The sequence below is a fragment of the Rhizobium sp. AB2/73 genome (assembly GCF_020871915.1).
Lineage (GTDB): Bacteria > Pseudomonadota > Alphaproteobacteria > Rhizobiales > Rhizobiaceae > Rhizobium > Rhizobium dioscoreae.
Window position 1 is genome coordinate 57,234 of record NZ_CP067074.1, and the last position, 21,576, is coordinate 78,809.

Genomic DNA, 21,576 nt, shown 5'->3' on the forward strand with positions numbered 1-21,576 from the left:
GGCGGCCAGATTTCTTTTGCCTTTTGAAAGGTCGAAAGAATGCAGACGCACGTACCAACGACGCCCTTTGGACGGCGGGCGATGTCGCTTGGCGAGATTTCAAGACAAGTAGCGGTAAAAGACGCGAAGCTTGGCGTTACCGCAAACAAGTGGCATGTGTTCCAGTATATCAGGGAGGCGAGAGAACTCCTCGGCGCAACGGATCGCTCGCTTACGATTCTCAACGCTCTGTTGACTTTCCACCCAGAAACAACGTTAACTGGCGAGGCGGAACTCATCGTCTGGCCATCGAATGAGCAACTTGCGGCGAGAGCCAATGGCATGCCGGCGACGACACTACGCCGGCACATTGCTGTTCTCGTCGATTGCGGCCTGGTTATCCGGCGCGATAGCCCAAACGGCAAACGCTTTGCCCGCAAGGGAAGGGGCGGCGAGATCGAGCAGGCCTACGGCTTCGATCTATCGCCGATCGTGGCAAGGGCAAATGAATTTAGGGACATGGCAGCGGCCATCCAAGCTGAGAAGAAAGCATTCCGGGTTGCGAAGGAACGATTGACGCTTTTGCGGCGGGATATAGTGAAACTGATCGAAGCCGGGATCAAGGAACACGTTCCAGGTAACTGGGGGAGAATTCAGCAGACCTATCAGACAATTATAAGCGAGCTTCCACGTTCGGCGCCGCGAAAGATAGTGGATGATATCTGCATCGATCTTCATGCATTGTACACCGAAATCCGAGACACCTTGGAATCTTTTGCAAAAACGCAATTTACGGATGCCAATGAGTCCCATTTTGGTTGCTACATACAGAATTCAAATCCAGACAGCATCTTTGAACCTAAGCAAGGCAATGGAGAAAAGCAGGAGGTGAGCGGCACGGTCGACGATCTCGGTAACGGACGAAGTTTGCCGAAGCGAGAACTGCCTTTGGGAATCGTGCTGGAAGCCTGCCCCGGAGTGCTGACACTGGCTCAGGATGGCGAAATCCGCCATTGGCATGACTTTCTGGCCACAGCAGAGCTAACCCGGCCGATGCTGGGCATCAGTCCAAGTGCATGGTGGGAAGCCTGTGAGGTTCTGGGCGAACAGCATGCAGCGATCACGCTGGCCGCGATTTATCAGCGTGCCGATCAGATCGGTTCTGCCGGAGGATACCTGCGTAGCCTCACGGAAAGGGCGAGAGAGGGCAAATTCTCCACCTGGCCAATGATCATGGCGTTGCTAAGAGCGAAACTCGATGCGCTAAAGTCGGCGGAGAAGGATGCACCGTCAGCATCTGTCCGCACTGCGGAGGGCAACTCCAGCTTCAGGCCCTCTAAGGCGTTGTTGCGGTCGCTTGCCAAGCCGAAATCAAGATGACGGCAAATTCAGGCGGAGTTGTGCTCGTCCGCATCACCACTGAGGCCTGCGACGAGGGCGGTCGAGCAAGTCGTTGATAGAAGAGGACGACCAATTGGATTCTCCTCTTGGGGTACGTTCGTGGAGCCATTGTGGCTTTTAGTTCGCGATTTCAATTGAAGCGCTAAGCTGAAAATCGAGTGCCAATCTTTGACCTAACCGCTGCACACGGAGCAGGGATGGGACGGGAGTTGGTGTTGGCAGAAGCATGTTGGAAGAATGCGCTCATAGTTATAAAACTGGCTGACCACAACGACTGACTTCGGGATGAGCTGGAAACTGAGGCGAGTTATGCACCTGTGTCATCTGCTTTCCCTCCATGAGTGCCACCATCGCGCTAGGCAGGCATCATACGCCGATGCCGGCCGGAGGGGGCATCCATCCCATCAGTTCATAAAGTCAAATTACTCTCGCCGAAGTACCGCTGCAAAAAGAGAGGGACCTCCGTTGAAACTTAGTCGATTAAAGTCTTTTGTCTGATCATCATGCTGCCCTACATTTGATGGACAAGATACGACGTTCCCGAGATATGGGTGAGACGAAAGGCGCCCTGATTGATTTGCCAGACACGCCCATCGCCTAGGACGTGAAGACTTCCGTCTCGAAAGAGGCTTTCGATTAACTGTTGCGGTTCGCCACAATCTTCGGGTTTGACAGCGGCTGCGCCTTTGGTGGAACTGCGAGGGTTCTATAAGCAATCGCGTAAAAGGGCCGAAAATTTGTTGGGCTTGGCGTCGTTAACTGAAACGAGGGGCGGAACATCGCGAGGATCGGTCTATGTCGTTATTGACGCGTTTATTTGGTGCGTGTCTCGTTTCTCTTCTTCTCGCTGCATCTGCGGATCAGACCTTTGGTCGGGATCGTCGGACACTCAGCGAGCCCACTTTGCCGAGTCATGTCTGCGTGAAGCTGTTGGCGACGACCGGATCTGTTGCCACTAACGGTTCCGACGACACAAGGAGGCTCCAATCCGCGATCGATGGCTGCCCGGTGGGCGAAGCCGTACGGCTTGGCTCAAATGGACAGGCTGGACGTTTTCTGAGTGGACCGCTGACTATGAAATCTGGCGTGACGCTTTGGATTGACAGCGGCGTAGCGCTGACGGCTATTTCCGATCCGCGCGCCTATGATCGCGGCGCCGGGCGTTGCGGTACGATCGACGACAATGGCAAGGGGTGCCGGCCGTTTATTCTGTTCGATCGAACGCAGGGGGGCGGGATCGTCGGTGATGGAGTCATCGACGGACGAGGTGGCGAAGTCATGACCGGCGGAACGGAAACCTGGTGGCAACTCGCCCGCCGCGCCCAAGTGCTAAACGGCAAGCAGAACAATCCCCGCCTTATCGAGGTCGACAAAGCTCACGATGTCACGTTCTATCGGATTACCCTTCGGAATTCACCCAACTTTCACGTTGTGCTGAATGGGGTGGCGGCGGCGACAATATGGGGCGTCCGGATAGATACGCCCGCGGACGCTCGTAACACCGATGGCATTGACCCGATTGGTTCGCAAGACGTCACCATCGCGCACAGCTTCTTCCGGACCGGTGATGACAACATTGCCATCAAGGCTGGAAACGAGCCGACACGACATGTGTCCATTACTGACGATCATTTCTACTGGGGCCACGGCCTATCGATCGGTAGCGAGACGAATGCTGGCATCAGCGACATTCTCGTGCGGGACATAACTCTCGACGGCACGCTTTCGGGAATAAGGATCAAGAGTGATGTTAGTCGCGGCGGTATCGTCAGTGGAGTACGTTATGAAAACGTCTGCCTCCGCAACAACAAGAAGCCGGTTGATTTCGATACGCGCTACGATGCCAAGGCGCAGGGAAATCATATTCCTGTTTACCGCGATATCGCGCTCCATCACGTCATCGGGCACGGTGGAATGCTCGTTATCCGGGGATATGACGACACGCATCCTCTCGGCGTGACGTTCGACGACGTGCGATTCGGCAGCGCAATCACCTGGCGTATAGAGGACGCAGATCTTACTGATGACCAGGGTGCAGTTATCCGGCCTCCGCGCGATTTTACTTCGGCCCTGGGGGCTGATGCTGACCATAGTTGCGACAACCGTTGGATTTCGTTTCTGGCAAGCAAAGATGAGCGCGTTTACGCGGCGCCGACGTTTCGATACAACCCGGTCGATCACGTGATGAAACAGGGAGCGGACCTCATTGTCGGCCCTGGTCAGACCTATGAGTCTGTGCAAGCGGCTGCCGACGCCGCAAAACAAGGCGATACAATCCTCATCGAGCCCGGCACCTATCGCGGGGTGGTGCACTTGCGTGCTCCTGATCTCCACCTCGTGGGCATGGGCAGGAACCCTGACGACGTGGCAATTGAAGCGGATCGGTCCGCCGGTGATAGTGGTGGAACATCTCATTCCGCAACGGTTTTTGCCGAAGCCGACGGTATCGAGATTAACCGTTTGACCATCGCTAACCGCTTCCACGAAGAACATCCGGACGTGGCGATGGGTGCGCAGGCTGTGGCGTTGTCGGCGACCGGCGACCAGGAGCGCTTTGTCAGTTTGCATCTCATTGGCTGGCAGGACACACTTTATGCTGGCAGCCATGGTTGCTCTTCTCAATCCTGCAAGCCTTCCCGTCAATATTTTCAGGACGATGTCATCGAGGGCGCAGTGGATTTCGTTTTTGGCGATGCGTTAGCGTGGTTCGAGCGGGCGGAACTACGTGGCGTAGACAGGTCTCAGGTGACAATAACGGCTCAGAGCCGGAGCACTCTAAACCAGCTCAGCGGCTATGTATTTAATGACTGCGTAGTGACCGCCAATTCTTCGGTGAAGACGATTAGTCTAGGTCGACCTTGGGGTGATTTTGCGACGGTGAGCTACGTTGGCTGCCGACTCGACAGTCGGGTTCTGCCGCAGGGTTTTACGGAGTGGCAAGGCGAACGGCGTCTCCCGACGGCACGTTATCTCATCGCCAATGCCCGGGGCGCTGGTGCGATTTCGAAGTATCGCGAAGCGTGGTTGGTAAAGCCTAATCCTGCTACACTGGCGCGGATGTCATCGCCCAACAAGTTCTTCGCCAAGGGAGATTAAATCTTATCCAATGGCCAGACCCCGCCATGCGCGCATCGTTAGCCGTCACGTCCGAACACCCAAACGCTGATCGCGCACGCTCGCCCATACCAACAGCGCAAAGGCATGGACATAGGTAAGCCCACGGTGAAGGCCGTCTTGCGATGACGGCCTTCTGACTGCCAGTCCTAGTGGTAACACTAGGAGTAATCATATGACGAAGCATCCAATTGAGGTGATCACGTCCGTAGAGCGCCGTCGGCGCTGGTCACGAGAAGACAAAGAGCGCCTGGTCGCTGCCTGCTTTGAGCCAGACGCGGTCATCTCCGAGATTGCCCGCGTGGCTGATATCGTGCACTAACGGAAATGATGTATGATTTCCGGCTTACCAGTTGTTCCGAAAATCTCCTCTGTTTGGGAAATACGGCTGCGGAGGCAATTTCGCGACTGAGGTCGTGCTCGGAATATGCACAAAAAACTCCGAAGATACGCCTCGGCCCAAAGCGTTTCGTCAATCTCGTCTGGAAATCGATCTATCATACTGAGATACCGCCGATTTCGTCGACGACTGAACTCACATTATGTGCCCGACTATCTTTATTGCCACGGTTGCCGGGGGTCTCACGATTGAATGCAAAACAACATCAGCGCCAGAAGTGCGTAAGCGACAAGCAGACCCCATCTGGCGAAGCAGCTTAGCGGTCGGGTATCGGTAGCGGACAAGATGAACCGCTGTGAGCTTCTATGTCTGCGCCTAGAGCACGTCCATTGAACGCGGAATCGCTTTGGGGATTCCCCTGACTGCCGAATTCTGATTCCATCGCCCCGACTGTTGATTTGGTCGGAGGCATTATGACCCGAGCTTTCAGTGATGATCTGCGTAGCCGCGTTTTGGCTGCGTCACGCGGTGGCATGTCGGCGCGATCGGCGGCGGCCAGATTTGGAATTGGCGTTTCAACGGCCATCGCCTGGATCGCCAGCGCACGGGCGGGTCAGTTGACGCCTGCGAAGCAGGGCCGACGCGGTGGCTCATGCCTGGATGCTCACGAGGGCTTCATCATCGGCATGATCGAAGAGGAAAAGGATATCACGCTCAACGAGATGGTTCTGCGATTGCGTGAGGACAGAGCCGTATCGATCGGTCGCAGCACGCTTGACGTCTGGCTGCGAAAGCGCGGCTGGACTTTCAAAAAAAGACCGCACATGGGCTGGAGCAGGAGCGTCCTGACCTCCTGAAACGTCGTCAGGATTGGTTCGACGGTCAACTCGATCTCGATCCGGCGCGGCTCGTCTTCATCGATGAAACTGGCTTGAGCACGAAGATGTCTCGGCTGCGCGGACGGGCCCTTTGCGGAGATCGATGCCGCGCACCGGTTCCGCACGGCCACTGGAAGACGACGACATTTACCGGAGCGCTCAGGCTATCGGGAATGACCGCACCCATGGTCTTGGACGGTGCGATGAACGGGGTAGCATTCCAGGCCTATGTCCAGCAAGTTCTCATTCCAACCTTGGGGCCGGGCGGCATCGTCATCATGGACAATCTGCCCGCACATAAGGCGGAGGGGGTGCGTCACGCAATCGAAGCTGCGGGATGCCGTTTGCTCTACCTTCCTCCCTACAGCCCTGACTTTAACCCCATCGAGAAGGCATTCGCGAAGCTTAAGGCTATCTTGCGCGCCAAAGCCGAGCGAACGATCGACGGCTTTATGGAATACCGTCGGCCACATCGTCACGCTGTTCGAACCGCAAGAGTGCGCCAACTACTTCAAATCGTGCAGATATGACCCCGAGTAAAGCGGACGCGCTCTAGCTCTGGAACTAGAACTTTCCATATGATCGAGGCTGTTGCGGACCGCTTTGAGGGCGCACCCCGGCAGCTTCGCCGACGCTGGTCGGATGATTTCAAAGCACGGGCAGTGGCAGAGGCACTTGAGCCTGGTTCGAGTGTCTCAGCGATTGCACGTCGGCTCGATATCCACCCGTCACAACTATTTGGATGGCGTCGCGCCGCGCTTGGCCCTCACAAAGAGAGCACAGGCTCGAGCGGTCATCAGGCAGTCACGCCATCAGCAAGCGTTGCGATAATTGAAGTTCTGATTGGCGGTATTGTCGTGCGCGCTCCCGTCGATGCTGACGAAGCTCATCTGCGGCGCGTGATCCGGGCAGTTCGCTCAGCATGATCCCCGCAGGTGTAAAGGTGTTCCTTGCCAGCCATCCTATCGACTTCCGCAAGGGACCGGACAGCTTGCTGTCTTTGGTGCGCGATGCTGGCAGTGATCCGTTCAACGGCTCCCTTTATGTCTTACGGGCCAAACGGGCGGACCGGGTCAAGATCGTCTGGTGGGATGGATCAGGGGTGTGCCTCTACTCGAAACGGTTGGAGAAGGCGCAGTTCTGCTGGCCTCGGATCGGCCACAACCAGGTGCAGCTCAACCATGCCCAGCTCATGGCGCTCGTTGATGGCATGGACTGGAAACGGGTCCGCTCGGTGGCGGTGAAGCCGCCGGAGATTGTTGGGTAAAGGCTTGCGGCGAAGTGAATCAACCGTCTGAAAGGGCAGGAAAACCGGAGCAAAATGTGCTCTGGTAGGCCTTATGACGCCGCCCGATCTGCAGCTCCCAGATGATGTAGAGACCCTGAAAGCCATGGTCCTTGCCATGGCTGAGAAGGCTGCGCGCGCCGATGCTCTCGAGAGCGAGGTCGCAGATCTGAAGGCCAGAAACGCCGATGCTGATGAACGCATCGAACGACTGACCCAGATCTTGAAAGCCTTCGATCGTGCCCGCTTTGGCCGGCGGTCGGAGTCCTGGCTCACCCAGACCCTCGAGCGCATCGCCAACGGCTGGCCGAGCAGCGATGTCGATGCACTCATGCCATGGAATTATGCGGGCTGAACGGCCTCAGCTTGCCGCTTACAGAAGTGCCGGGCGCATCGAATCTGATCGGGTTGACAGAGCGGACAGCCTTTGTGCGGCGATTGGAGATCGATCCGACGTTGCAGGCGCGTATGTCAGCAGGACGGTGGGACCAAATGATCCGGGAGGGTAACGCAACCCCGGCCTATCTTGCCAACGACTTGAATGCCAACGGCACGACATCTTCGTCAGATGGCCAATTCTCCCGCGTGAGCGACCGAACCACAAAGCGTGGCAACATAAATTTGCACTACGATAGTGGACACGGATAGAAATTCTATAGCCATCTGCCGGATCAGTACGGTTACTTCAGTATTTTGCCCATCAGTCTGACCCGCACACTGCTATGCCGCTTGGGGAGGGCGGCAACCACCCCGCCTTATTCCGACTCAGGTGTGGACACAACAAAACTCGCTGCGCTTCTCTTTTTTTTTTGGAGTCGGCTGGCGGTCGAAGTGGCTATTCTATTTCCGCTTTACCGCAGGGCAGCCGGTGCGCTAATGCGATAGGGTTGAGGCTACCAAAACTTGAGCGCACGCGTTTAGGTCAGTGCGGCTCAAAACCTTCGGTTACAGTGAGAAAACCGCCGCTTGTTGCGCCGATCCGAAGATGTTTGACTGCCGTGTACTCGGCGGAATCGTAAAACGCCTTCGCATTCTGGATATTGGGGAACTCAACAATAATTAGAACCGATTTCGGCTCGCCCTCTAGCCCGATAACGTTGCGATTCAGGACAATTACTTTGCCTCCGAAGCTTTGCAGCAACGGAAGTGTCTCTCGCGCGTAGTCGGCGATAGAAGCCTCATCTGTGACTGAATAATTCCCCACAAGATAGCCGGCGTTGGATTGTGTCATGATAGCGACTCCATTTTCTGATTCACCCGTTGAATTTATTGATCCGATATGGGTTTGAAAGATGCTATTTTGAGACGGTATGTCTCATTGGTGAGTTGATATGGATTTAGCTACGCTCTCAGACTTCAACCTAGTGGCGGGACATGGCGGATTCGGCCGGGCTGCACGCGCCTCTGGTCGCCCCAAAGCAACGTTGGCGCGGCGTGTCGCTGAATTGGAAAAAAGTCTTGGATATCGTTTATTCGAGCGGGGCCCACGAACGTTGAGACTGACAGATGAAGGACGAGCATTACATGAACGGACTTCCCCCCTGCTTGCCGAAATCGGAGAAATTGCGACCGAGATAGGGGATCGCGCGGCTCGACCGCGCGGTCGCCTGCGGATCAGCGCGCCTTTGCTGGTCGCCCACGCGATCATGGGTCGACTTGCAGCGGAATTTACGTTGCTCTATCCGGACGTGCTGGTTGAAGTCAGCGCGGAAGACCGCAACGTCGACCTAGTTGAAGAAGGCTATGATCTCGTTATTCGTATTAATCCGGGGCCAGAAGAAGGGCTGATCGGCCGGTGCTTGATGCGTGATCGCTTTGTTCTTGTTGCAGCACCTATCTTGCCTAAGCCGCCAGAAGGTAAAGATGTCCCGGCTGTTCTACTGGCAACGGCCGATGTCTCTCAGCCTTGGCGGCTTTTGGGACCAACTGGCACGACTACGTTGACACCGCGTCCTGTTCTTAAGCTGTCTTCTCTAAAAATGATGCGCGATGCGGTCCTTACAGGCGTCGGCGCAGCGATGCTACCTCTTTCCATGGTAGCACATGACGTTAAGCATGGCGAATTGTTACTCTGGGGCTATGCGGAAGGAGGGGACGCAGAACTTTGGGCACTCTACACTTCCCGACGCCTGTTGAGCAGGAAGGTATCCGTTTTCCTAGATTATTTGCGAAAATCATTCTCGAAGGGTGCGGTCGAAGAATTTGCTCGCGTGGTCGATCACGCTTGAATATTTTTTGGGATATCCCAATGGCTACACCATGGCTCTGTTGCAAAAAATCAATTGAAGGCCGAATGAGCGCTGACAATTTTCAGCGAGACTTTTGATAAGTGGTTTTAAGTGGTGTCAATTTCAGGGCGAGGCGATCTTCTGGACGGTTCGCTGGTATCGCGGTCCGCCGATCGCTGAGCAAGGTCCTAAGGATTGTCAGCGTGCGCCAGTGTCCGTGCGGTACAAACGCCCGCAGACGCTTACCCTTTGCTCACCAGCCCCTGATGGGCGTCATGTTGGTTTATCCTGATCTCATCAATAAAGACCAGCCGTTCAGGACAGGACTTCCATCTTAATATTGCTCCAATCATATTGCCAAGTTACTCCTACCCACGTAGCTAAATAGGGGAGCATGCCCGGCCCTTCCGGGGGCTAATTCAGCAATGCGGACCTACTACCTACGTGACAGGTTCCAGCGGTTCTTCATGCTAACTAACGCTGCCGTGATCAATTCGAGCATGTAAAGATGAAAGTCCTTACTTTCGACACTGCACGCCGTCGGAGTGCCGATATCGTCGCTTACGGTCGCCCTCGACAAGTCCATGTGCCAAGTCCTAGTATGCCTCGGGTCACACTTCTCGAAAAGGACGTGAGTGGACATGGTGAGACCACAGGAATTTAACACCGCAGATGTGCTGCACCGCGCCCTGAGCGTCTTCTGGAGCAAGGGGTATGAAGCCGCGTCGCTGGTTGATCTAGTCGAAGCGACAGGGCTCAGCCGTAGCAGCTTATACGGTAGCTTTGGTGGCAAGCACGCGCTATTCCTCGCAGCGTTCGACTCATATCGGGCTGATCGGGCGCGTGCGATGGACCTGACCCTTGACAATGGCCTAGGCAGGGCAGCGATTGAGACTTTCTTCCGCAGTATTATCGAAGACAGTCGCGCGCCCCATTTCTCCAATGGCTGCATGAGTACAAACCAGGCGGTGGAACTCGCGCCGCACGATCCTGCAGTACGGCAACGCATAGAGTTTGATTTCCAACTCATCGAAGATGCCCTCGAACGCACCATTGCGCGCGGAAAGGTGGACGGCTCGATTGCTACCGTCGCCAGTGCGAGGACGTTGGCGCGTCTATTCGTCGTCGCCTTTCCGGGTTTTCAGGTTTTGGTGCGCGCCGGCGGTAGCGAAGATCGTTTATCTGCCGCGCTGAAGCAACTTCTCGCCACTCTCGACCTATAGCAGATGGTTCCCTCAGCGCAAAAGACTAATACGTTATGGACTGAACGTTCCTTAACTGTTATAGCTGTGTACGCAGCGCGTGAGCGCCGTTCATTGTCAGATCACAGAAGGGAAACGTTACAGTGGCTTTTCCCACTGAAAATGCGGAGCCCCTTCTGACTCGCACTGGCTCGATAAAATGGGCTACGAATGTCGTCCAGATCATCCTTTGGCTACCGTCCGAGAGCGTCACTTTCGAGAACGGAAGGCCCGGACGGGGGCGATAAATATTGAGGAGATCCTGCTCGGTGGCCCCATGTGGAAAGACCTTGTCAAAGGTCATGACCATATCCGCGAACTCTGAGCTCTTCCCTTTCACCAAAAAGTCCTGGAACAAGCTCGATTTGGCCGAAACGTGATTGACGATAAGATCGGCCATCAGCTCTATCGTGAGGGACAGGTCGCGCACGTCCTGCCAGCTTCCCAGTCGCGGATCGACCGTCGTATGATCCGTGGGATCGAACCCGGCGTCGGCGCCATCTATCGGCGTGAAGAATGGCAGCGCATGAACACCGCCAAATAAGCCGGCAAACTTACCCTCTATCAAGGCCTTCAGGTCTGGAAAGCCGCCACCACTTAACCGGTCGACATAGGTAATCAGCTGTACTTCGTTCTTCATTATGAGCTTCCGATAGTTTGCCCCGGGGCACGAGGTGCATTGATCTGTTGTAGGTCAGGTTGTTGAGCCGCGAGCAATAAGACGGCTTTCGCCGAGTAGCCCCTGTTCGTCCATGATCGGATGGGCGACGGATACGATGTGGGCGTTGATCCGTTTGAGATCGCGCAGGATGTCGAGATGAAGCGAGCTGGTTTGCAGGCTGTCGGCGCGTCCGTGACGCAAACGCTCAAGGTGGCGCTCGGAGGATCGCTTCTCCATCTGACGCACCTCGATCTTGCGCTCCATGAGTTGGCGGGCAAGGCTAATGTCACGGGTGATCAGGATCGTTTGTGCGATCCTGAGATTGTCGATGGTCAACTGGAAAAGCTGCTGAAGCTCGGCAAAGCCGTCATTGGAGAACTTGAGGCCGTGCCCGATCTTCTTGGTCACCGCCTGCAATAGGCCTTTCTCGATGATGTCGCCGATATGTTCGAGGTTTATGGCATAGTCGATGATGACGATCGAACGGCGCCCTTCGTCTTCTGACAATCCGGTTTGGCCAAGTTTGGAAAGGTAGACCTTGACCTCCTGTTGCAGCCGGTCAACCTTACGTTCTAACTGGGAAATGTCCTTCAGCCTCGACGTGTTGTTCTGCTCAAATGCGTCGGAGACTTTCAAGAGCATTCTCTCGATCAGGTCTCCGACACCAAGCACCTCGCGGGAAGCGCTGGTGAGGGCCACGATCGGTGTCGAGAGCTCATCGGCGTCGAGAAATTTTGGGCCGTTCTCTGCGTGGGCCTGATCAGGGATCAGAATGGTCATCCAGCGCGCGATGAGCCGCGAGAAGGGCCATGCGAGTAGAGCGAGGGCGATGTTGAAGGCTAGGTGCGCGTCGACCGGAAGCTTGGAGTGGGGCAGGGGTAGCATGGATAGCCAATCGGCGAGAATGCCGGCACCGGGAAGGGTAAGGACGCAGCCGATGGCGCGAACGAGCAAGTTACCGAGCGTCACACGCCTTGCTGCTGCCGATCCCGACAAGGCCGCAATCAGCGGGGGGACCGCACCCCCCAGATTGGCGCCGAGAACCAATGCGACGACAAGGCCGCCAGACAGAATTCCGGTGGACGCCATCGACAGGATAAGAACAACCGCCGCTAGGCTAGAGGACGATGCAAATGCAATCGCCGCCGAGAAAATCATAGCGACGGGCCAGGCATTGTCGAGGAGCCCGATGAACGCTGCAAGTGCTGGTGAATGGCGCAACGGCTCGGTCGCCCCACTGAGAAGATGAAGCGAAAGCAACATCAGTGCAATGCCGATCAGAGCGGCTCCGGCGCCCTGACGCGACGTTGTCCCGCCTCGATAAAGGATGATCCCCAGACCAAACAGGACAGGCGAAACCCATTCGATCCCGGTTGCAACGATCCAGGCCGTTACCGCTGTGCCGACATTGGCTCCCAGCAGCACGACCTGCGCCATGCGCGGCTTGATCAGTTCCCGCTCCACGAACGAAGAGACCATCAGCGCGGTGGCCGTGGAACTCTGCAGCGCCACGGTCGCGACAAAGCCCGAAAGAAACGATCGTGTGCTGCTCCTTGTCCCGGTGGCGAGACCGGTACGAAGCTTCGAACCCAGCGCCCGGGTAGCTCCTTCCTTTACCTGCGAAAGGCCGAACAGCAGCAGAGCAACGGCCCCAAACAGGTTGATCATGACGGTTATCGATTCCAACGCCGTCTCCTCAATCTCTAAGCTGGTTTGGTTCGGAATATGGTCGAAATGAACTCGTGAGAGCGCAGCCAAGGAACCGGTGGGCAAGCTGGGAGGAAAGCTGCCCACCGGCATCCTGCCTGCGCCGCCTCGCAGACAGGAAGGATATCTTGGAGCCCCACGCGGGGATCAACGTCAATCGATCGTGCGCCGGATACAGAAATCCCCCGAATTTCACCTCAGGCAAAAACAAGCACGCTTCCTCCATGCAGCCCAAAAAGGTGATCGATATCGCTCAGTATGCCAACTGCTTACACCGCGAACACGCGTGGCCCATCGCTCAGCAGAGAGGCATTTAGTCGCGTTTTCCATTGTCACAACGCAACAAAGCTGTCATCAAACTTTCATTTGACGAAGATCGAATACGATCATAATATGAGCGATATAGATCATTCTCAGGTGAAAGGGAAGTGTTGTGTTCAACTCGACGCAGGACCGCCAGGCTAAAATTGTCGAGCTGTTACGAGGCGAGCAGTTTCTGTCCATCGGGAAGCTGACTGACCATTTCCAGATTTCAGTAGCGACCGCGCGGAGGGATCTAAGCGAGCTCCATGAGGCTGGTCTTTTGCGCAGGACCCATGGCGGAGCTGTCAGCGTCTCTCAGGTTGCTCAGGATAAGCCGAACGCTGCTCGAGCCGTTTCGCACCAGGCGGAGAAAGCGGTAATCGCTGCTGCGGCCGCAGCGATGATAAAGGACGGAGACGCTGTCCTTTTGGATGCCGGTACCACAGCCCTCGAAGTGGCGAAGTGCCTTTCGGGGCGCGCTGGACTGACGGTGATCTCGAACGGTGTCGATATTGTCGCCGAATTGATCGGTGGCGAAACGCAAAACGTCTATTCGGTTGGCGGGGAATATACCGAAACCAACCGCTCTTTCAGGGGGCCGCTCGCCGAGCAGTTCATACGGCAGTTTAATGTCGACAAATTGGTCCTCAATGCCAGCTCGATCGATCTGGATCGGGGGCTGATCTGCACGGCGTCACCCCTGAACGCAAGTGTGCAGAAGGCCATGATCGAGGTCGCAAGCCGCGTCATCGTTGTGGCGGATCATTCAAAATTCACGAAATCGAGCCTCTCGGTGACCGCCAGGATCGACGACGTCGCTGTGATCGTCAGTGACGCCGGCGCAAAAGGCATCATCGAGACAGTACCGGAAAAGCTGCGGAAAAAGTTCGTCATCGCGAACTGAGGTTCGAAGTCCGCGCAGAAGCACAAGCACTCTTTAGATAGAGCAGGGAGAGGACAACCAAATGCTTAAGACCAGTCGAAGAAGTTTTATGATGAGCGCGGGGGTGATAGCTCTTGCGGCAACCGCAGGCGGAAATTTTGCATTTGCCGCGGATCGTCGCGCGTTGCGCATCGGTGTAAATGGGCTGCCGCCGTCGATGGAGCCGATCAACGGCATTAGCAACACCGGCCCGCGTATCATCAACCAGATTTTTGATACCTTGATCCGGCGCGACTATTTTGCGGATGGCGCCAAGGGAAACGGTATCAAGCTTGTGCCGGCGCTTGCTGAAAGCTTCGATCGGATTGACGATAAGTCTATTCGTTTCAAGCTTCGGCAAGGCGTCAAATTCCACAACGGCGCCGAGATGACGGCGGAAGATGTCGCGTTCACCTTCTCTTCTGAGCGGCTGTGGGGTGACGAAGCTATCAAGACGATTCCGAATGGCCGAAATTTTTCGCCTAACTGGGACGAGCCGGTTGTGGAAGACAAGTACACCGTCGTTTTGCGTACGAAGACGCCGTCCTATCTCATCGAAAAATATCTCGGCTCCTGGCTCGGGCCGATCGTCCCGAAGGAATATTACAAGAGCATCGGTGCGGTTGCCTTTGGCAACAAGCCGATCGGTACAGGCCCATACAAGTTCAAGGAGCTTGTCGCAAACGATCATGTGACGCTGGAAGCAAATGACGGTTACTGGGGCGACAAGCCTACGGCCTCGACGATCACTTACCAGGTCGTTGCGGAACCAGCCACGCGCGTGGCCGGTCTGATCAGTGGTGAGTATGATATCATCACCACGTTGACGCCGGACGACATGGCATTGGTTGACGGTTACTCTGACCTCGAAACGCGTGGCACGCTGATCGAGAACGTCCATATGTTCACGTTCAACATGAACCAGCCGATCTTCCAGAACAAGACATTACGTCGTGCTCTGGCCCTTGCTGTCAATCGCCCGCTGATGGTCGAGGCCTTATGGAAGAACAAGGCTTCCATACCGAACGGCTTCAATTTCCCGCATTACGGCGCGAGCTATGATCCGAAGCGAAAGCCGATGGAGTTTAACCTCGAAGAGGCCAAGCGCCTCGTCAAGGAAAGCGGTTACGACGGCACCCCGATCACCTATCATACGATGGGCAACTACTACGCCAACGCCGTCCCCGCGTTGATGATGATGATCGAGATGTGGAAAGCCGCTGGCATCAACGTCGTGCCGAAGATCTTCGCGCCGGGGACGACGCCCAAGGATCCCGACATCTTCATCCGCAATTGGTCGAATGGCCAGTGGTTGACCGATGGTCTCACGACCTTGGTATCCGAATTCGGTCCCGGTCGCGGCATTCAGAAGCGCTGGGGCTGGAAAGCACCCGCAGAGTTCAACGAGCTCTGCGACAAGGTTGCACAGTTGAAGGATGGGGAGGAGCGTTCAGCAGCCTTCAACCGTCTCCGCGATATCTTTGAGGAAGAAGCTCCTGCTGTCCTTATGTATCAGCCATATGATGTCTACGCCGCACGCAAGGACGTCCAATGGAGTCCCGTCTCATTCGAAACCATGGAATTCCGCGGCAACCTTAATTTCAAATAACAACAATCCAACGAGGTGGCGGTGCGCATCCGTGCGCACCGTTCAGGGAGGATGGAATGCCTACTTTGTTGAATGTTCGTGATCTCGTGGTCGAGGTACCGGCACGCAATATCAGGATTATCGACGGTGTCAGTTTCTCTTTGGAAACCGGCCAGACGCTTGGGCTCGTTGGTGAGTCGGGTTGTGGAAAGAGCATGACGTGCTACGCGGTGGGCAACATGCTTCCGCGGGGAATTGCGAAAACCGGCGGATCGATCGAATTCGGGGCGGGACGGACGGCGTCCGACAAATCCGGCAAGCCGACGATTGCGATGATCTTTCAGGACCCGACAAGCAGCCTGAACCCGGTCCATACAATCGGCTACTACTTGGAGTCGGCCCTTTATCGCCACCAGGGTCTGAAAGGCAATGATGCTCGGCTGGAAGCGATGCGCCTTCTTGAGCGTGTCGGTATCGATCGCGCCAAAAGCCGGCTGCGCTCCTATCCGCATCAATTCTCCGGCGGAATGAACCAGCGCGTCATGATCGCCCATGCTCTGGCAGCAAAGCCCCAGCTCTTGATAGCCGACGAGCCGACGACTGCGCTCGATGTGACGATGCAGGCACAGATCCTTCATCTGCTCGAAGAACTAAAAGCCGAGACCGGCATGGCGCTTATCATTGTATCCCACGATCTTGGTGTGATCGCGCGTCTCGCCGACAGGGCCGCCGTGATGTATTGCGGAAAAATCGTCGAGACGGCGCCCGTTTTTGAATTGCTGGAGAGACCAGCCCATCCGTATGCTCGCGCTTTGATCGACTGTATGCCGAGTATCGACGCGGAGGATCTCGAACCGCCCGTCCCGATCCCTGGATCGGTACCGCTCCTCGATAGCCTTCCACAAGGCTGTTATTTCTACCCACGCTGTTCGCGTGCGACGGCAGAATGTTCAGCGCGCTTTCCAGCGCCTGCTAATGTCGGTCTCGCTCATGAAGCGGCTTGTTATCATCCGGTGGCTGCATGAGCGCGCCCCTCCTCAAGACACGCGATCTGTCCAAGGCCTTCGGTCAGAAGACCGGCTTTTTCTCGAAGTCCACGAGCCTTTTTGCTTCCAGATCGATCGACTTGGAACTGGCACCCCGCGAGAGGCTCGGAATTGTCGGCGAATCCGGAAGCGGCAAATCGACACTCGGCAGACTTCTCCTCGGCCTGACACCGCCGACCAGCGGTGACATCTGGTTCGAAGGCGTGAACCACAAGGAGCGGACTGCTCAGGACTGGAAGAACTTCCGCATACACACGTCGCTCGTCCAACAGAATCCCTTGTCGGCTTTGAATCCGCAGATGACGATAGGCGAGCAGATTGCCGAGGGTCTTATTGTCCATCATGTGACGAACCGTGCGGCTGCCTATGAGCGGGCTGCCGCCATGCTTGAGCGGGTCGGCCTGTCGAGTGCGATGATGGACCGTTATCCGCACCAGATGTCTGGCGGCCAAAGACAGCGCGTCGTGATCGCTCGGGCTCTCATCCTTGACCCCAAGCTGGTCGTCTTCGATGAAGCCGTGTCCGCTCTAGACGTGTCAGTTCAGGCGCAGGTTGTGGCGCTGCTACGGGAACTCTGGCGAGACCTAGATCTTGCCTACGTCTTCATTACTCACGACCTTCGCATTGTTCGCCATCTCGTGGACCGCATTGCGGTGATGTATCTGGGGCGTGTCGTGGAGACCGGCGAAATCAGGTCGGTCTACCAGTGGCCGCGTCATCCTTACACACGTGCGCTTCTCGCATCTGTCCCCACCATGGACCCGACTGTCCGCAATGTCGAACCGCCGATCAAAGGCGAGTTGGACGTAACGAAAGCCGGACATGGCTGTGCTTTTCGATCGCGCTGTCCGTTTGCTATCGACAGATGCGCGAATGAGACTCCAGTACTTCGATCCGTCGGGGACCAGCAGGTGGCATGCCACAGGGCTGAAGAGTTCCCTCGATCAATCGCTTCGTTGCCGGCAAACCCGCTGCAAAAGGAGATTGCCTGATGGTGGCTTTCATTTTTGCCCGCCTGGTCCGGGCTGTCATCGTGCTTGCATTCACCGTAACTCTTGTTTTTGTTGTTCTCCGCTTAAGCGGAGATGCCGCGCAACAGATGTTGCCTGACACTGCAAGCCCCGAGGCGTTGGCCGCTTTCCGGGCCAAGTGGGGGCTCGATCGGTCAATAGTCGAGCAATACCTGATTTACGTCGGTAACGCGTTGAGAGGCGACTTCGGGACTTCTTACGCCGATGGCCGAGACGTCTTCGATGTCGTCAGCGAGCGAATCCCGAAAACGCTGCTTCTGACGGTCTCGGCCTTTGTTCTGAGCATGCTGATCGGAATTCCAGCGGGCATTCTCGCTGCGGTTCGGCGGGAGTCTGCTGTTGACAAGGGCGTCATGGCAGGCGCTGTCCTTGGCTACAGCATTCCGAATTTTCTGCTGGGCCTTGTGTTTGTCTTTGTTTTCGCTGTCTGGCTGCGGGTGCTGCCGAGCTCGGGAAGTTCGTCATGGAACCACGTGATCCTGCCGGTCGCCACCTTCGCATTGTTCAATGCGGCCGCCATTGCACGGTTCATGCGCTCCACCCTGATCGATGTTCTTGGCCAACCCTATATCGCCGCGGCTCGCGCTGACGGCATCCCAAACTGGGAAATCATACTGCGACATGCTTTGCCGAACGCGGCAATACCTATGGTGACCACGCTCGGCTTCACCGCTGGCGGACTGCTTGGGGGCGCCGTTCTTATCGAGCCAGTGTTTGCGTGGCCGGGGCTCGGTAGCGGTTTCGTCGCCGCAACCAGCAGCGGCGACCTGTCTGTCGTTCAGGCGATGATTCTTCTCTTCACTGCATTCATGGTGACGATCAATCTGACCGTTGATGTGCTTTACGCAGTTCTCAACCCCAAAATCAGGAAGCACTGACATGACGACAGCGACAGCTTCTCGCTCGTTGAAGGGCGCCGTGTGGGCTCCCTTTCATCGTATGCCCGTCAGCATTGGACTGTGCTGCGCATGGATTGCCATTGTCGTGATCATTGGCATCACGGCGCGGTGGACAGCACCCTATGATTACCTCCATCAGGATCCGCTGGCTCGGTTTGCCAAGCCGTTCGTGTCGGTAGCTCATATGCTCGGGACCGACTACCTTGGCCGAGACGTCGTCAGCAATCTCTTGGTCGCAACCCAGACGACTCTGATGATCGCGGTCGTCGGATCGCTGATCTGCGCTCTGATCGGCACGTGCCTGGGGCTGATTGCCGCCCATTTTGGCGGATGGATCGATAATGCGATCATGGGTTTCTCCGACGCCATGGCATCTGTTCCATTCATCATCGTCGCGTTGGGTATTCTCGCGATCTTCGGGTCAAGCCCACTGTTATTTATTTTTCTGGTCGGGTTCGCGAACTGGGAGCGTTATGCGCGATTGACCCGGGGGCTGGTACTGAGCGCGAAAGAGGAGGGGTATGCGGAGGCGGCGCGGATCGTCGGCGTGCCCCCAATGCGTATCTACCTGCGCCACATGCTGCCGAACATTGCTGGGCCGCTCATTGTACAGTTCACAGTCAATTTCCCGGAAATCATCCTGCTTGAAAGCGGTTTAAGCTTTCTTGGTCTTGGTATTCAGCCGCCTGCCACCAGCCTCGGCTTAATGGTGGCCGATGGTCGCAATTATCTCGCGATCGCCTGGTGGCTGGCTGCTTTCCCGGGCGCGGTGATCGTGTTGACGACCCTATCGATCAGCCTGCTCGGCGACTACCTGCGCGACCGCTTCGACGCGCGACTTCGTTAAATGAAAGGAAATAGAATGAACCCGCTGAGAATGACGGCGAAAACAATGCGCGTCGCTGGCCATCGCGGCCATAGCGAAGGCGCACCGGAAAATACGTATGCTGCGTTTCGCGCGGCCCGAGAATTTGCGGGACCCGGCGTGACCTGCGAAACCGACCTGCGTATCACCAGTGACGGTGAACTGGTCCTGATCCACGATGAAACCGTCGATCGCACGACGGATGGCCATGGGCTCATCCGCAACATGACCTATTCCGAAATTGCCGATTTGAGTGCCGGTCGTTGGTTTGGCGAAGAGTTCGCCGACGAGCGGGTGCCACGTCTGCGAGATGCTCTTCAGTTCGCGCGTGAGCATAAAATAATCTATCAACTCGAGCTCAAGACCTACGGTCAGGATGAGGTCTTTTTTCCCAGGCTGAGGGCGCTTATCGATGAGCTCGGTTGTGCGGACCGGCTTCAGTTTTCATCCTTCGACTTCGTTCAGCTCAGGGCGTTGAAAAAAGCTATTCCAGAGGTACCCACCGTAGGCTTGTCGCACTCGCGCCTCATCGATCCGGCCGCCATCGCACGCGAAGCCAACGTTGATGCCATCAACCTTGAGATCCACCACTTTCCAAGCGGAGAAGCAATGCAGCTCCATGACGGCGGGATCGCGACTTTCCTACACGTTCCGCCCCCGAGCAAACTGAAGAGTCTCAAGACGTACGGGGTCGATATCGAAGCCGACGTCGTTCGTTGGATTCGCGAAGGGCAGCTTGATCAGTTGATTAGCAACGACGTGTCGCAGGTCGTGCGGCTTAAGGACGAAGCCAATGGCTGATTTGCATACGGGGGACACAGTCGAGGCAGTTGTAGAAGACATTGCGAGGGAAGCGGGCCAACTGGCCCTTCAGTATTTCCGCAAGGTCACTGATTTGCCTGTCGAGAAAAAGGGGCATCTTGATCTCGTGACGGAAGCGGACAGGCAGGTCGAGGAGTTCCTGATCGCCAATCTCAAGAGATCTTTTCCGGAAGACGGCGTCTATGGCGAGGAAGGTGGCGAGATCAATGGAACGTCCGGACGGACCTGGGTTATCGATCCTATAGACGGGACGTTCAATTTCGTTCGCGGTGGCCAGAACTGGGCGATTTCCATCGGACTCTATGAAAATCGCCGTCCGGTCTTCGGCGTGATCTACGCCCCCGTGCGAGATCTGATGCTGACTGGTGGCAGGGACGTCGAGACGCAATTGAACGACAAGCCCTTACAACCGATTCCGCCTCTCGACCTTTCCCGGGCTTCTATGGGGGTTGGTCTTCATCCGTCTGTCGCAACCGAAGACCGGCTCGAAGTCGTTCGTTTTATCTCCGATGATCTTCGCATCAGCTTTCGATGCTGCGGTTCGGCAACCCTCTCTCTCATCGAGGTGGCGATGGGAGAAACCGATGGCTATGTGTCGTTGGGGGATTCGACCTGGGATGTGATGGCGGCGTTGCCGATACTCGGCAACCTCGGCGTCTCGCATACGATCGACTGGGACAGGACTGAACTGCCGCAGAAGCTCCGTTTTGCTTGTGGAAGCGACGCTTTTCTGGAGAAAGTAAGACCACTGCTCCAGAAAGTCGCGGTTGCTGCCTGATGGCGCGCGGCGCAACCAGGTCTGGTCGTAGTTCGAGTGGCGCTACAGCTGAACAGTACGCGGCTCTATGTGTGCGGTCCACTGATCGCGCGGATGGCGATTTTGAGGTTCTTCTCATCACAAGCCGAGAAACCGGCCGTTGGGTGATCCCCAAGGGTTGGCCTATGGAAAGGAAGAAGCCATATCAAGTTGCGAAACAGGAGGCGTGGGACGAGGCCGGCGTCAGAGGCCGCGTGAGCAAGGAGCCTTTTGGTCACTACACCTACGACAAGAAGATCTCGCGAGATGAGCGTCTTTCCTGCCTCGTTCAGGTTCATCTGTTGACGGTTTCGGACGTTGAAGACGAGTTCCCGGAGCGGGGCCAACGCATTAAGAAATGGTGTTCACCTGCAGATGCCGCTCTCGCTGTGAACGAGCCTGGGCTCCAGGAGCTTATCTTCAGTTTGCAGAACCGGGATGCGGACAAATAGCGTCACGCGCGTTAGTCG

At 56.3% G+C, this 21,576-nt stretch carries 20 protein-coding genes and 3 pseudogenes; 19 read left to right on the top strand and 4 right to left on the bottom strand.

Features of this window, described 5'->3' with window-relative positions:
- The first annotated feature begins 39 nt into the window (after positions 1–39).
- The 8 genes and pseudogenes from repC (at position 40) to I8E17_RS31285 (ending at position 7,352) form a co-directional block, all read left to right on the top strand.
- Positions 40–1,359, top strand: coding sequence for a plasmid replication protein RepC (repC, locus tag I8E17_RS31250; RefSeq protein ID WP_209160124.1), 1,320 nt, complete (start codon positions 40–42; stop codon positions 1,357–1,359).
- Positions 1,360–2,175: 816 nt separating this feature from the next.
- A complete protein-coding gene (locus tag I8E17_RS31255; RefSeq protein WP_209160125.1) occupies positions 2,176–4,476 on the top strand; it encodes a pectinesterase family protein in 2,301 nt (766 codons plus the stop codon).
- A gap of 193 nt (positions 4,477–4,669) precedes the next feature.
- Positions 4,670–4,816 (top strand): transposase, encoded by a 147-nt coding sequence (locus tag I8E17_RS31260; protein ID WP_209160126.1) that lies wholly within the window; start codon positions 4,670–4,672, stop codon positions 4,814–4,816.
- 491 nt (positions 4,817–5,307) lie between these two features.
- A pseudogene (locus I8E17_RS31265) lies at positions 5,308–6,252 on the top strand (IS630 family transposase).
- A gap of 38 nt (positions 6,253–6,290) precedes the next feature.
- Positions 6,291–6,638 (top strand): transposase, encoded by a 348-nt coding sequence (locus I8E17_RS31270; RefSeq protein WP_209160127.1) that lies wholly within the window; start codon positions 6,291–6,293, stop codon positions 6,636–6,638.
- On the top strand, positions 6,635–6,979 hold the full coding sequence (gene tnpB, locus I8E17_RS31275) for an IS66 family insertion sequence element accessory protein TnpB (protein ID WP_209160128.1): 345 nt from the start codon (positions 6,635–6,637) through the stop codon (positions 6,977–6,979). Before I8E17_RS31270 ends, tnpB begins: the two co-directional genes overlap by 4 nt.
- Before the next feature lie 73 nt (positions 6,980–7,052).
- Positions 7,053–7,275 (top strand): annotated as a pseudogene (locus tag I8E17_RS31280) (IS66 family transposase); the annotation flags it as partial.
- Between the two features lie 14 nt (positions 7,276–7,289).
- Positions 7,290–7,352: a hypothetical protein gene (locus tag I8E17_RS31285; RefSeq protein WP_229002321.1), complete on the top strand. Its 63-nt coding sequence runs from the start codon at positions 7,290–7,292 to the stop codon at positions 7,350–7,352.
- Between the two features lie 567 nt (positions 7,353–7,919).
- On the opposite strand, the gene I8E17_RS31290 is transcribed toward I8E17_RS31285, so the two are convergent.
- On the bottom strand, positions 7,920–8,228 hold the full coding sequence (locus I8E17_RS31290; protein ID WP_209160130.1) for a DUF1330 domain-containing protein: 309 nt from the start codon (positions 8,226–8,228) through the stop codon (positions 7,920–7,922).
- Positions 8,229–8,328: 100 nt separating this feature from the next.
- Here I8E17_RS31290 and I8E17_RS31295 point away from each other — a divergent pair, with 100 nt between their 5' ends.
- Entirely contained in the window at positions 8,329–9,225 is an 897-nt protein-coding gene (locus I8E17_RS31295; RefSeq protein WP_209160131.1) for a LysR family transcriptional regulator, read from the top strand.
- Between the two features lie 160 nt (positions 9,226–9,385).
- Here the strand turns inward: I8E17_RS31295 and I8E17_RS31300 are convergent.
- A pseudogene (locus I8E17_RS31300) lies at positions 9,386–9,545 on the bottom strand (IS630 family transposase); the annotation flags it as partial.
- Positions 9,546–9,866: 321 nt separating this feature from the next.
- Between I8E17_RS31300 and I8E17_RS31305 the strand changes: the two are divergent.
- Entirely contained in the window at positions 9,867–10,448 is a 582-nt protein-coding gene (locus tag I8E17_RS31305) for a TetR/AcrR family transcriptional regulator (protein WP_209160132.1), read from the top strand.
- Positions 10,449–10,506: 58 nt separating this feature from the next.
- On the opposite strand, the gene I8E17_RS31310 is transcribed toward I8E17_RS31305, so the two are convergent.
- Together I8E17_RS31310 and I8E17_RS31315 are read right to left on the bottom strand one after the other, a co-directional pair.
- Positions 10,507–11,106 (bottom strand): alpha-amylase family glycosyl hydrolase, encoded by a 600-nt coding sequence (locus tag I8E17_RS31310; RefSeq protein ID WP_229002305.1) that lies wholly within the window; start codon positions 11,104–11,106, stop codon positions 10,507–10,509.
- Positions 11,107–11,160: 54 nt separating this feature from the next.
- Positions 11,161–12,813: a Na/Pi cotransporter family protein gene (locus I8E17_RS31315; RefSeq protein ID WP_209160133.1), complete on the bottom strand. Its 1,653-nt coding sequence runs from the start codon at positions 12,811–12,813 to the stop codon at positions 11,161–11,163.
- A gap of 454 nt (positions 12,814–13,267) precedes the next feature.
- Here I8E17_RS31315 and I8E17_RS31320 point away from each other — a divergent pair, with 454 nt between their 5' ends.
- The 9 genes from I8E17_RS31320 (at position 13,268) to I8E17_RS31360 (ending at position 21,558) form a co-directional block, all read left to right on the top strand.
- Complete coding sequence (locus I8E17_RS31320) at positions 13,268–14,041, top strand: DeoR/GlpR family DNA-binding transcription regulator (protein ID WP_209160134.1); 774 nt, start codon at positions 13,268–13,270, stop codon at positions 14,039–14,041.
- 88 nt (positions 14,042–14,129) lie between these two features.
- Positions 14,130–15,668: an ABC transporter substrate-binding protein gene (locus I8E17_RS31325; protein WP_229002306.1), complete on the top strand. Its 1,539-nt coding sequence runs from the start codon at positions 14,130–14,132 to the stop codon at positions 15,666–15,668.
- A gap of 56 nt (positions 15,669–15,724) precedes the next feature.
- The gene (locus I8E17_RS31330) at positions 15,725–16,672 is read left to right on the top strand and encodes an ABC transporter ATP-binding protein (protein WP_209160136.1); all 948 of its coding nucleotides are present in this window, start codon (positions 15,725–15,727) and stop codon (positions 16,670–16,672) included.
- Complete coding sequence (locus I8E17_RS31335; RefSeq protein WP_209160137.1) at positions 16,669–17,685, top strand: oligopeptide/dipeptide ABC transporter ATP-binding protein; 1,017 nt, start codon at positions 16,669–16,671, stop codon at positions 17,683–17,685. Before I8E17_RS31330 ends, I8E17_RS31335 begins: the two co-directional genes overlap by 4 nt.
- Positions 17,685–18,602, top strand: coding sequence for an ABC transporter permease (locus tag I8E17_RS31340; RefSeq protein ID WP_209160138.1), 918 nt, complete (start codon positions 17,685–17,687; stop codon positions 18,600–18,602). Before I8E17_RS31335 ends, I8E17_RS31340 begins: the two co-directional genes overlap by 1 nt.
- Position 18,603: 1 nt before the next feature.
- Positions 18,604–19,470 carry an ABC transporter permease gene (locus I8E17_RS31345; RefSeq protein WP_209160139.1) on the top strand — a complete coding sequence of 289 codons (867 nt, stop codon included), beginning with the start codon at positions 18,604–18,606 and terminating at the stop codon, positions 19,468–19,470.
- A 15-nt stretch (positions 19,471–19,485) separates the two neighbouring features.
- A complete protein-coding gene (locus tag I8E17_RS31350) occupies positions 19,486–20,289 on the top strand; it encodes a glycerophosphodiester phosphodiesterase family protein (protein ID WP_209160140.1) in 804 nt (267 codons plus the stop codon).
- A complete protein-coding gene (locus I8E17_RS31355) occupies positions 20,282–21,088 on the top strand; it encodes an inositol monophosphatase family protein (protein WP_209160141.1) in 807 nt (268 codons plus the stop codon). Before I8E17_RS31350 ends, I8E17_RS31355 begins: the two co-directional genes overlap by 8 nt.
- Positions 21,088–21,558, top strand: coding sequence for an NUDIX hydrolase (locus I8E17_RS31360; RefSeq protein WP_209160142.1), 471 nt, complete (start codon positions 21,088–21,090; stop codon positions 21,556–21,558). Before I8E17_RS31355 ends, I8E17_RS31360 begins: the two co-directional genes overlap by 1 nt.
- Positions 21,559–21,576: the final 18 nt, after the last annotated feature.